The organism is Microcystis sp. LE19-8.1F, assembly GCF_027531715.1.
GTDB lineage: Bacteria > Cyanobacteriota > Cyanobacteriia > Cyanobacteriales > Microcystaceae > Microcystis > Microcystis wesenbergii_A.
Window position 1 is genome coordinate 1 of record NZ_JAPZSO010000017.1, and the last position, 12,283, is coordinate 12,283.

Below are 12,283 nucleotides of genomic sequence, written 5' to 3' on the forward strand. Positions count from 1 at the left end.
ATTTCAGAAGCCCGATTCCGTGTGTCCCACGGTACGTTGACCGCCTATAGCTTCTTGTACTTGTTGCGCGCGACTTTTTACCCGGCCAAGCTTTTCTGGTCGGAACCCCCTAAGCCGAGTTTTCAAGGCTTCGGCCGTGAGCTCAGCCGAACGGTGCTGCGCCGTCCACTTGGTTTTCGAGACTGGCCTTTTAATTCTAACGTAAAGCCGCCGTAGAACGGCGGGGTTTCAGACCCAAAATTTCCGATGAACATAACTAGGCGAGAATTGATCCAGCAGACAGGTTGGGGGTTGCTGACTTTGGCGATTAGTCAAGGGACCCTTAACCGTCATTTGGCCGCTCTCGCCACCCCTAATCCCCGAAAATTGGCTCTTTTAGTCGGTATTGACCAGTATGGTGCGAATATTCCGCCGCTGCCCGGTTGTCTTACCGATGTGGAGTTACAAAAAGACCTTCTCCGTTATCGTTTTGGCTTTCAGGATGCTGATATAGTAACTTTAACAGGACAAAAAGCCAGTCGAGAAGCGATCGAAGCGGCTTTTTTAGAACACCTGATCGCCCAAGCCAGGTTGGGGGATGTGGTAATTTTTCACTTTAGCGGTTATGGCAGTGTTGGGGCCGGAAAAGAGGTTTTTATTACTGCGGATGGGGCAGAAAATGCTTTACTTAAGGAAAATATCCTGCTGATGGCTCGCTGTCTAGCTACGGATAAGTTTAGCTTGATTTTTGATAGTAGTCATCTCCCCCAACCTCAGCCCTATCTCGGTAATCTCCGCATTCGTTCCTATTCTAGAACCATTACTGATCCTAACCCCGCCGAGTTAACTTTCGCTGCCGATATTAAAACCCGTTTTAACCTCAAAAATAAGCCTAGTAACGGCGTTATTCTCGCTGCCGCTAAACCAGAACAAAGCGCCCTGGAATTGAGCGGTAATAGCCCCAATGCCGGCTTATTCACCTATGATCTCACTCAGTATCTCTGGCAAGTTTCCCCCAGTCCGACAATTGCGATCGCTTTTCCCCATCTCCGTAATCTCGTCGCTAGTCACAGCAGTCAACAACAGCAACCGACAATCCTGACCAGTAATCAAAAAAATAATTCTGCGCCGCCATATCATACAACGTCAGAAAAGTCAAGGGGTGGGGCGGCAATTGTTACAAATCTTATTGACGAGCGCACCCTAGAAGTCAATCTGGTCGGCCTGCCCTTAGAAATCCTAGAAAATTACGGGATTAACTCCTGTTTGAGCTTTATTGAGGCGACTGGGGAGGAAATCAGCCTACAAATTCTCTCCCGTCAGGGTTTAAAAGCCAAAGCCCAGTTATTATCACCAACCGCCTCCCTAGAAATAGGACAGATTCTAGAGGAAAAATTGCGGGTTTTTCCGAGTAAAATCGGCTTAATCGTCGGTTTGGATAGTAACTTAACCCGGATTGAACGGGTAGATGCCACCAGTACCTTTGCCAGTTTGCCCGATGTGGCCGCCGTGGTTAATATTGGCGAACAAACGGTAGATTGTATCTTAAGTCGAGTTGGTGGCGAAGAAACTGGCAATTATCAGTTATTATCTGCCAATGGCTCCCTAATTATCGGTAGTTTAGGGGCGGCCAACGAAGCCATTAAATCCGGGATTAAACGACTGCAATCGCAACTAGAAACCCTGCTGGCCTGCAAATTGTGGCACTTGTTGATCAATCAAGAATCCTCCGGTTTAGCCGTCATTGTCACCCTGGAAAGCCTCGATCAAACCTATATCTCCACGGTACAAACCCAAAAAATTGTGGGTAGCAGGGGGAATAATACCGCTAAAAATGACTTAATTCTGCCCGTCGGGACGGAAATTCGCTATCAAATCGAGAATCAAGAAGAACAACCCCTCTACGCACTGATCCTTGTCCTCAACAGCGATCGCCAACCGCTTTTATACTGTTCCTGTTCAGAAACCCCCGATAATTTCAGCAATTCCAGCCCATTAGCCCCCTTTGTCGTGGCGGCTAAAACCAAGGCCACCATCCCCAATGACCGCCAAGGGCATTGGAAAATTAGTCAAGCCAAGGGCATCAGAGAGAATATACTGATCCTCAGTCGCCATCCTTTCCCGAAAACCTTGACCCTTCTCAATGCCACTCAAAGCCTCAAGGGAGAAGCCACCCCACTGCTCACCCTGACTAACCCCCTAGAAATAGCCAGAGCTTTCTGGAGCGATCTAAAATTAGATTTAGGTCTAAAAATGGATAGTTCTGGCAGTGTAATTGATGAATACGCCTTTGATCTAGGAACTTGGTCAGGTTTCCGGTTTATTTATCAAGTTATCGACTAAATCGATAGAATGATTCTATGGAATCCTTAAAAAGAAAAGGTTAAAATCCTAACACAGCTACCCCTAAATTTCCCGATGAATCTTCTGCCCCGGACAACCCAAAGCCGCCTCAAAAAAATTCCCCAAATTCCCAGTGTTTGGGAAGGAGATCGTCGTGCTTTATCCTTATCCGAGAGAATGCCCCGGGCCACCTTAGAACCAAATCAAGAAAGCGGCGGCGAGTGCGTGATCTGGGTGGATGGTAGCGAGGGCTGTGTACGCTCTATGGAAGTAGTTTCCCCCGAAACCGGGCCAGAGGCCATGGTCAGAACCTTAATCCGCGCCATCGAAACACCGCAAAGTCCCGCCCGGCCAGCCAGACCGAAAAAAATTATCGTCCGCGATCGAGAAACACAGTTTTTTCTGCGCGGAGTACTGCAAGATCTCGATATCACCATCGATTATGTCCCCAGTTTGCCCCTGATCGATGATCTCTTTCGCGGATTCGAGGAATTCAAAAATAACCGCCCCCCGGCAATTCCCCCCGCTTGGCAGTCCGCTTTAGTGAAAACCGCTCACGAAATTTGGAAAGCTGAACCCTGGTCCTGTTTAGCTGATTACGATATTTTGGAAATTAAGATTGATCGCCCCGATTTCCCGAATCTTTACGCCTGTGTCATGGGAATGCTCGGTCGGGAATACGGAGTCATTCTCTATCGTTCCCTAGAATCCCTCAAACAATTCCGGCAGTCCGCTTTAGAAGAAAAATCGATGGAAAGATTAGAAAAGGCCTTTCTTTCCCAAGATTGCTGGTTTTTAAGCTACGAATTGGCCGATGATGATGAGGATGATGATGAGGATGACTACGATCTAGCCTCGGCTGCCCCCTCCCAAATCCATCCAGTTTTCGGCAGCGTGCATCCCTACGAAGGTATTCGCCCCTACTTGGATGAAGAAGAAGCAATCACGGTATATTTAGCTTTAATGGCTCTGTTGCGCTTTTTTAAAGGCAATCAATCCGCTTTATCCGAAGAACCGATCGGAGAATTACAGCGTCGTTTTCGCATTCCCATCGATCCCGAACAAGCAAAAGGGGAAACCGTGGCGGTGACGGTAGCCACGATGCCCGATCTATGTGCGGAATTTATGCAACTCTTAGAGGACGACGACGACGACGATGATGAGGATGATGATGAGGAAGAATCCGTACTCAAGGAGAATCTCGTCCCTGATAATGCTCATCTGAGTCTGGGAATGGTTCCCTGGCAATTATTAGATAAAATTCGCAGTCGTCCAAAAATCCATTATCAACCCCAATCCGTACCAACAAAAGGAGAGGGTTTCCCCGTGGTGATGATCCAGACCTCCCGACCGAAAGCCAAGGAACTGATCGAAAAAATCGAACAAGCTGGCGGTTTGGCGGCTATTGGTTTTAACCCCGGCGAAGATCCCCTCGAAGATACCCGTTATGATCTCGGGATTCTGAAAATGGCTAATGGTGATCTCTATCTGTTTGGGGAATTCGAGCAAGATGATCCCGACCACCGTAATGCTCGCCGCAATTGGCAAAAACGCATCAAAAATACCGAGGGTTATTGTGGTTTGATTGTTGCCATGGGCGTAACCGGTTCCTCCTGCGGTAATCCTCAATTAAACGATATGTTAGCCCTCTACGAGGCAAAATCGATCGATAGTAAAGATTTAGACTTGGGAGTTTTGACTCTTATGCCTCACTTCGGTTAATTTTAACGGGCAGCGGCGGAGCTTTTTCAGTGAACAGTAATCAGTGAACTGAAAACTCTGATCTGATCACTGAAATCCCCAAAATTAAGCGACAATGTAAAGTAAGGTAAAACTTTCTGGACAAATTCTTATTATGGTGTTATTCGGATTCGGAAAAAAATTAACTTTGCCCACGGCAAGGGAGGCCCTACCCGGGCGATCGGAAAAAATGCCCGTACCTAGCACCCACTACGTTAACGGTCATCCTTTGCAGCCCCCCTTTCCCGCCGGTATGGAAACCGCAATGTTTGGTTTAGGCTGTTTTTGGGGAGCAGAGCGGAAATTTTGGCAATTAGAAGGTGTTTACACCACGGCCGTAGGTTATGCGGCTGGTATCACCCCCAATCCCACCTATCAGGAAGTGTGTACCGGCATGACTGGGCATAATGAAGTGGTCTTAGTGGTCTATGATCCCAGGGTGATTTCCTACGAACAACTGTTAAAGGTTTTCTGGGAAAGCCATAATCCCACCCAAGGAATGCGTCAGGGTAATGATACGGGAACCCAGTATCGATCGGGTATCTATACCTATAGTCCCCTGCAAAAGCAATTAGCGGAAAAATCTCGATCGATCTACCAACAGGCTCTCAATAAAGCGAACTACGGTCAGATTACCACGGAAATTATCGACGCACCTGAATTTTATTATGCTGAAGTTTATCATCAGCAGTATTTAGCTAAAAACCCCGGCGGTTACTGTGGTTTAGGGGGAACGAAAGTGGAATGTCCGATCGCTCTTGATCTGAAGTTAAATTAAGTAGGGTTAGCCGTCAGTGATCAGTTATCAGTTATCAGTTATCAGTTAAGTAGTCGTGCAAAATAAATTTCCTAGTGAAGAAAGGCAAAAGGCAAAAGGCAAGAGGCAAGGGGGGGTTAGATATGTGTAATTAATTTTGCTTAGGTACTTATCAGTTAAGCTGTTCATAATTCAGATCACAAAATATCTTTTCTTTTTTGCAACCAATAGGTAAGGAGAAAATAAATAAGGGAATGAAGAATTAACACTCCCCAATTCAAGAACAAATTATTGAAAGATAATTGATAAACTTGATTGGCATCCTCAAAGGGTAAAGGGAAATTAAAACTATTTTGTTCTTTCGCTTCTGCAATCATAGCTTCCACCTCTACTAATACCCCGTAGGCACCAATTGACCAGCGACTAATCATCAACCATGATAGATATTTTCCCAAACCTTCTAAGCTAAATAATACCCCTGCAAAGATAATCTGAGGAATTAAAATTAAAGGTAAGGCGCTATTTGCTTGGGTGATATTACTAACGCCAGCAGAAATTAATAAACCGAGATTAATCGCCGCAAATATAGTTAAAAATGTGGTAATAAAACAGCCAGTTAACCAGGTCATTAATTCTGGTTGCGGGTCGGTAAATCCCCAAAATATTACGCAGGTAATGACAATTGTTTGCAGAAAAGCTAAGACCGCTAAAACCAGAATTTTTGAGAATAAATAGGGTAATAATCCCAGATTAACTAATCTTTCTCGCTGATAAATTGCCGATTCTTTGACAATTTCCTGTAGGGAACAGGCAAAACCTACCCACAATTGCGCGCAGGTAAAAACAAAGAGAGTTTTTAAGGCTAAAGGTGCGGATTGGATAGCCTCATTAAAACTGGGATTATCCCCCAAAAATAAAGGATTTTTGTCCCCTAAAACCACGGACATTAAGAAAATTCCGATCGGGGCGGTTAATAGGTATAAAATTAAACTAAATTGATCACGGATAATTAACTGGCTATAGCGTTGACATAAAACCTGTAGTTGTTGCCAAAAAGATTGTTGAACCTGTTGTGGTTTACTATTATTTTGCTGAAATATTTTACCGATTCTTGCTTCAATATTATTTTTGTAGTAGTCGGATTGTTGGAAACGTTGGCATTCTTGCTCAACTTTTTCGCTAGTTTCCAGATGAATATAAATATCGGCAAAATCCCCCTGAGGTAAAGAGAAAAAATTTAAGGCCTCCCCCGGAGAACCAAAATAACATAAATTGCCCCCTTGACCAAGAAAAACTAATCGATCGCAGAGATTGATATTATTAGTAGCATGGGTGACTAGGAGAATTGTTCTGCCTTCTTTGGCCAATTTTGCCAGCAATTCCATCATCTTTTTATCTAAACCGGGGTCTAATCCCGAGGTGGGTTCATCTAAAAAGAATAATTTGGGATTGGCTAATAATTCTACCGCAATACTCACCCTTTTTAATTGACCACCGCTTAAGTCTCTGACTAAAGTATTTCTTCTTGCTAATAATTCCACCTGCTGCAGGGTTTTCTCGATCACTTCTTGGCAATTAAGATCGGGAGGTAGCCTTAATTTAGAAGCGTAATATAACACTTCTCCCACAGTTAAATCCCTGTGGACGATATCGTATTGGGGAACATAACCGATTTGGGTGCGATAGATATTAAAATTCTGGCGCAGCTCTTCCCCATTCAGATAAACAGTTCCCGAGGTGGTGGGTTCAATTCCCAATAAAGTCTTTAATAAAGTCGATTTTCCCGCACCGCTTCCCCCGACAATCGCCACTAATTGACTCGGTTCGATCGGTAAGGAGATATGATTGAGAATTATCAAAGGTTGTTTCTTTTTATCCCGCACCATCCTGACGATATTTTCGGCATCCAGACGGATATTATCCCCCGTATCTAATAAAACTAATTCATCTCCCTGCAACCGAAAACTATAGGGGCCGATTCTCACTGTACAACCGTTGGTTAAAATGGCACTACCCGATACTTTTTCTCCGTCGATAAAGACTCCATTGGTGCTTTTGTCGTAGAGAATATAACGATTTTGGTTATCGCTGTCGATAATCGCGTGTTGTCGGGAAATTGTCGGTGCGTCTAAAACCACAGTAGCAGCATTATCTCGTCCTAAAACTACACTGCGATGGCCGAGGGAAACCGATTTAAAAGCGAAAGATTGGCTTTTTACCGGTTGGTTAGGATGATAATAGGTAATCTTGACCGAATTTTTGACATCTTGACCGATATTAATCTCATCCCCATTTCGTAAAAGATAGCCCTCTTTGGGAGTAATGACGCGATTGTTGATAAAAAGTTGATTGGAACTAGGATTAGTCCCGTCTCCATCGTAGATATAGTAATCATCTCCCTGACGACGAAAACAAGCTTGTACTCGACTCACCACCGTCCAGTGTTGGGGAACAACTAAATCCACCTGTTGACCATCCCGCCCCAATTTATAATTAGGACGACTCAGATTAATAGAAGGCAGAAATTCTCCCTGATTGTTAAGAATAATGTAGGGTTCTTGACTAATAACCGTTTTAATGTTGGGAGAATTGGTCATAAAAAGTTGATCGGTGGGTGGCGTTCGCGGGGGACGGTAAGAAGCTAAGATAGAATTAAGGTCTCGATCGCTACTGTTAACCTCAGAGTCTGGAACGAACTCTAGAGATCATGTTAGTAAAACTTCTTAGGATCGATCGAGCTTGTCTAAATTCCTATTCCTAAGACCTATCCACAGGTTATCGTGCTGTTAGACGATGGTTACAACTCCTATTTCTCCTACCGCCAAGGTTTCTAAAGTCGAAGGTATCAAAGAACGCAGTAATTATCTACGAGAACCTTTGGCCAGTGAACTCCTCGAAGATACAACCCATTTTACCGATGCGGCGGTGCAGATCCTCAAGTTTCACGGTTCCTATCAACAGGATAATCGCGACAATAGAGCCAAAGGTCAAGAAAAAGACTATCAAATGATGTTGCGTACCCGCAGTCCGGGGGGTTTTATTCCCGCGCAACTATATCTTACCCTCGATAGTTTGTCCGATCGCTACGGTAACAGCACTTTACGGGTGACAACTCGCCAAGGCTTCCAATTACACGGCATTTTAAAGAAAAATCTCAAAGCTACCCTCGGGGAAATTATCCGCAGTATGGGATCCACTTTAGCGGCCTGTGGTGATGTTAACCGCAATGTCACCGCACCGCCAGCCCCCTACAAAAATCGCCCCGAATACGGCTATGCTTGGGAATATGCCAATAATATCGCCGATTTGCTCACTCCCCAAACTGGCGCTTACTACGAAATTTGGCTCGATGGCGAAAAAGTGATCAGTGCAGAAGAAGCGCCAGAAGTCAAGGCATCGAGACAAAAAGATACAAATGGCATTAACAAAAACGATCCCATCGAACCGATCTACGGTCAACATTATATGCCCCGTAAGTTCAAGATCGGTGTCACCGTGCCGGGGGACAACTCCATCGATATCTACACCAATGACCTCGGTTTGGTGGTGATTACCGACGCAAACGGTCAATTACAGGGTTTTAACATCCTTGCCGGGGGTGGACTGGGAAGGACCCACAATAAGGAGGAAACTTTCCCCAGAATGGCCGATCCGATCGGTTATGTGGACAAAGAAGATGTGTACGATCTGGTAAAAGCGATCGTGGCAACCCAAAGGGATTACGGAGATCGCGGCGATCGTCGTCATGCGAGAATGAAATATATCCTCGAAGAATGGGGAGTAGAGAAATTCCGCAGCACTGTTGAGGGTTATTTCGGCCAAAAAATCGCCCCCTACCAACCCCTCCCCGATTGGAAATATCAAGACTTTTTGGGATGGAATGAACAGGGAGACGGAAAATTATTTTTTGGTCTTTCTGTGGAGAATGGCCGGGTCAAAAATGAAGGCAGTTTTCAGCTAAAAACCGCCTTAAAAGTGATTATCGAGCGTTTTCAGTTGCCCATGCGCTTGACGGCTAACCATAATATCATTCTCTACGACATCGAACCCCAGGATCAGCAAGCGATCGAGGCGATCCTGAAAGAACACGGAATGATCACCGATCCCGCCGAAATTGACCCTTTAACCCGTTATGCCATGGCCTGTCCCGCTTGGCCCACCTGTGGATTAGCGATTACTGAGTCAGAAAGAATTTTACCCAGCGTGATTGAACGCATTCGCGCCCTGGTTAATCGCTTAGGATTATCCAAAGAGCAATTTGTCATCCGCATGACAGGATGTCCTAATGGCTGCGCGCGTCCCTATATGGCAGAATTAGGATTTGTGGGTAGCGCCCCCAACTCCTACCAACTCTGGTTAGGGGGAACGGCCGATCAAACTCGACTAGCGCGCCCCTATTTGGATAAAATGGCGATCGATGATCTAGAAAAGGTCTTAGAACCGATTTTCGTTTACTTCCAACAGGATCAACAAAATAACGAGACCTTCGGAGAATTCTGTCATCGAGTCAATTTCCCTGCTTTACAAGCATTTTCAGCCACCTACACACCTAAAATGACCGAAACTACCACCACTGAATCAAAACCCAAACGCGTCCGTAAAAATCAAAACCGTGTCAGCGTCCCCGATGATATGTTTGTCCGTCTCAAGGAAGCTTCGGAAACGGAAAAACGGCCGATGAATCAAATCATCAATGCGGCACTAGAGGCCTATTTCAGTCAAAAATCCTAATCAGTTATCAGTGACCAGTTATCAGTGACCAGTTGCCAATTGAAGAAAATTAACTTTTGGGAGTTATCGGGGAAGATTACCAATAACTCTTAATTCTCGTATATATCCTCAGTCTATGCTTAAAAATGATTGGATTAAACTCATTAACGCTATACGTCTCCGCAAGCTCTCCTATAGTGGCGAAGATGGCGAGCTAAGTTATTATTGTCAGTATCAAAAGAAGGAAAATGGGACAAGATCGTATATAGATGATAATGATGGGGTTAATTATAAACATGAAGAATATAACTTTAGCATAAGTGAGAAAAATCCCAATAATCGGAACGGTTCACGGCAGACTTTTCAACTCACCTTTATTTATGGCCATGAAATACATCCTTGTCGTCCTAAATTAGCATCCTATACCTTAGACAAAATCATCAAATCCCATTCTCAAGAAGTTTTTGTTCCCCATATTCGCATACCAGTAGGTAGGGGGGGAGCTTTTGGGTGGGATACACCTAATGGTTATTCTCAGGATTTTCTTTATAAAAGTGGTTTCTATGCTGCCGCTTTTCTTTATGCGTTTGATGTGCAAGAGCCTCGTTTACAGTTAATCGAACGAGAATGGATAGTAATTGATTAACAGATGGGATATTCAGATTTTTCTGTCTATTTTATGAATGCGCGAGTTATCCCAGTAAAATTGCCAATACCTAAATTTATTGAGCCGCAAAAAATGCCAGTTTTAAAATTAGCCGAGGCAGTAGAGATAACTGATACTTGGGGTTTTTATTCCTCATCTTCTGATGATTATGCAGAAGTTGCCAGAAGTTTAAACGAAATTAGAAAAGAAATTAGCTCTCAGAATAATACTGATTGATTTATCGCTGAACTTCCCCCATAATTATCTACTACAATAGCCGAAAACCCTTATCCATCAATTGCTGGCTTGTCAAGTTTTTCTGATTTGTTAAGTTTTTAGTATTTATGTATGGGGGAAGTCCAATTATAATAACTATCACCTAACACTTTGATTGTTGCGAGATAGAAAATAAAAACTGATCATAAGCTCGATTAATTTTTTGCATAATTTTAATCGCCATGGCCGAGGAATTGTGATCGGGGTGATACTGACGAGCAAGCTGATAATATCTTTGTTTAACTTCTGGCCAACTGGCATTCTTAGAAACTTCTAAAACCTCCCACCAATCCTCGGAATCAGGGGGTAATATTTCTAATTTTTCTAATATTTCTGACCATATTTTTACCTTACCTCCATAACTACCTGTAATTAAAAATTGACCATCAGGACTAAATTTTAAGGGAGCAGTTACCCGTAAAGTTTTAATTAATTCTCCAGTTTGTCCTTGCCAAATTTTAATTTCTGTTCGGGAAGCACTAGCAATTAAATGACGATGAGGATTAACAGCAATACTGATAATTGCCTGCTCGTGTGCCTGCCAACTTTTAATAATTTCTCCTGTCTTGATATCCCAGATTTTAATCGTTTTATCCCCACCGCCACTAATTAGATATTGACCATCATTACTAAAAGCTAAACTGTTAACGGCTGCCCTGTCACCGATAAAAGTTTGATAAGCATAGCTATGATCAAATCGCCATAATTTAATAGTTTTATCATCACTACCACTAGCAATAATTTGGCTATCGGGACTAATAGCGCAGGTATTAACTGCCTCCTCATGACCAATTAAAGTTCGCTTTAATTCTCCTGTATAATAACTCCAGATTCGCAGAGTTTTGTCATTACTAGCACTAACAATAAATCTTTCATTGGCAGCAAAAGCTAATTGTAAAATTACACCATCGTGGCTATCGGGAGCATTTACACGAGCGAAAAAACTACTTTTATACTGCTTAGTTTCTAATTGCCACTGACTAATTCTGCCATCGAATCCACCAGCAATAATCGATTTACCGTTAGGACTTATAGCCAGAGTTTGGATCGGTTCATTAACTCCCACAAAAGAATAAATTAATTTACCCGTTTCTCGCTGCCAAAGTTTTATGGTTTGATCTTCTCCCGCACTAGCGATAATTTTACCATCAGGGCTAATATCGATCGCCCCAATATTTGCCTGATGACCTTTAAGAGTTTGGAAACACTGCCAAGATAAATGCTCTGGAATAGTAATTTCTGTAGAATATAACTGTGGATTTTCCTGAACAGATACTTCTGCTGACAGTTGCTGTAATTCTGCCTCTAGATTTTCATATTTTCCCGTAACTTCTTGCCAAAATAAAGCTTCTTCGTACTCTCTAGTAATGCGATCAAAAAATTCTAGATTGTCATAAAAATTATTGTCGGAGTAGGTGGGAGATAACATTTTCATCAGTCCATAGACTCCTAACCCGGCTACCCCACCAGCGATCGCCATAGAACCGACACCAACAGCGAAAGCTGTACCTTTAACTGCGACTCCCACACCCCCCAAGGTAGAGTAGATACCGATTCCGCCAAGGCTTCCCATCCCCAAAGCTAACCCCACGGTGCGATCGTTTGTTTCTAGTCCTTGCAGACTGGCATAAATTGCCGAACTTGTCAGGATGCCCATCCCCGTCATTCCCACTAAACCGACGCTTATCCCGCCAAATCCGCCGACTAAGCCGATATTTCCCAGATAAGCAGATAAATTGGCTCCTGCGACTCCACCGATGGCGGGAACAACAAAATCAAGCTTTTTAGCCATATTTTTGCGAAATAATGCAGTTAGTCCAGGCGTTTCTCCT

Annotated in this window: 9 protein-coding genes; 7 read left to right on the forward strand and 2 right to left on the reverse strand. The window is 43.6% G+C overall.

Features of this window, described 5'->3' with window-relative positions; all coding sequences use genetic code 11:
* From O9334_RS02100 to msrA, 4 genes are all read left to right on the forward strand, one after another.
* Positions 1–216 (forward strand): hypothetical protein (locus tag O9334_RS02100; protein ID WP_287998970.1); only part of this gene is annotated, 216 nt, incomplete at its 5' end.
* Between the two features lie 30 nt (positions 217–246).
* Complete coding sequence (locus tag O9334_RS02105) at positions 247–2,322, forward strand: caspase family protein (protein ID WP_287998972.1); 2,076 nt, start codon at positions 247–249, stop codon at positions 2,320–2,322.
* Positions 2,323–2,397: 75 nt separating this feature from the next.
* The gene (locus O9334_RS02110; RefSeq protein WP_287998974.1) at positions 2,398–4,044 is read left to right on the forward strand and encodes a DUF6930 domain-containing protein; all 1,647 of its coding nucleotides are present in this window, start codon (positions 2,398–2,400) and stop codon (positions 4,042–4,044) included.
* A 133-nt stretch (positions 4,045–4,177) separates the two neighbouring features.
* Positions 4,178–4,840: a peptide-methionine (S)-S-oxide reductase MsrA gene (gene msrA, locus O9334_RS02115; protein ID WP_190380570.1), complete on the forward strand. Its 663-nt coding sequence runs from the start codon at positions 4,178–4,180 to the stop codon at positions 4,838–4,840.
* A gap of 176 nt (positions 4,841–5,016) precedes the next feature.
* Here msrA and O9334_RS02120 read toward each other — a convergent pair whose 3' ends face one another.
* Positions 5,017–7,416, reverse strand: a complete 2,400-nt coding sequence (locus O9334_RS02120) for an ATP-binding cassette domain-containing protein (protein WP_287998978.1) — start codon at positions 7,414–7,416, stop codon at positions 5,017–5,019.
* Positions 7,417–7,612: 196 nt separating this feature from the next.
* Between O9334_RS02120 and sir the strand changes: the two genes are divergently transcribed.
* The 3 genes from sir to O9334_RS02135 all read left to right on the forward strand — a co-directional run bounded on the left by sir (position 7,613) and on the right by O9334_RS02135 (position 10,412).
* On the forward strand, positions 7,613–9,550 hold the full coding sequence (gene sir / locus O9334_RS02125; protein ID WP_190380568.1) for a sulfite reductase, ferredoxin dependent: 1,938 nt from the start codon (positions 7,613–7,615) through the stop codon (positions 9,548–9,550).
* A gap of 115 nt (positions 9,551–9,665) precedes the next feature.
* On the forward strand, positions 9,666–10,175 hold the full coding sequence (locus tag O9334_RS02130) for a hypothetical protein (RefSeq protein WP_287998982.1): 510 nt from the start codon (positions 9,666–9,668) through the stop codon (positions 10,173–10,175).
* Between the two features lie 33 nt (positions 10,176–10,208).
* Positions 10,209–10,412 (forward strand): hypothetical protein, encoded by a 204-nt coding sequence (locus O9334_RS02135; RefSeq protein WP_287998985.1) that lies wholly within the window; start codon positions 10,209–10,211, stop codon positions 10,410–10,412.
* 142 nt (positions 10,413–10,554) lie between these two features.
* Here O9334_RS02135 and O9334_RS02140 read toward each other — a convergent pair whose 3' ends face one another.
* Entirely contained in the window at positions 10,555–12,243 is a 1,689-nt protein-coding gene (locus O9334_RS02140) for a WD40 domain-containing protein (protein ID WP_287998987.1), read from the reverse strand.
* Positions 12,244–12,283: the final 40 nt, after the last annotated feature.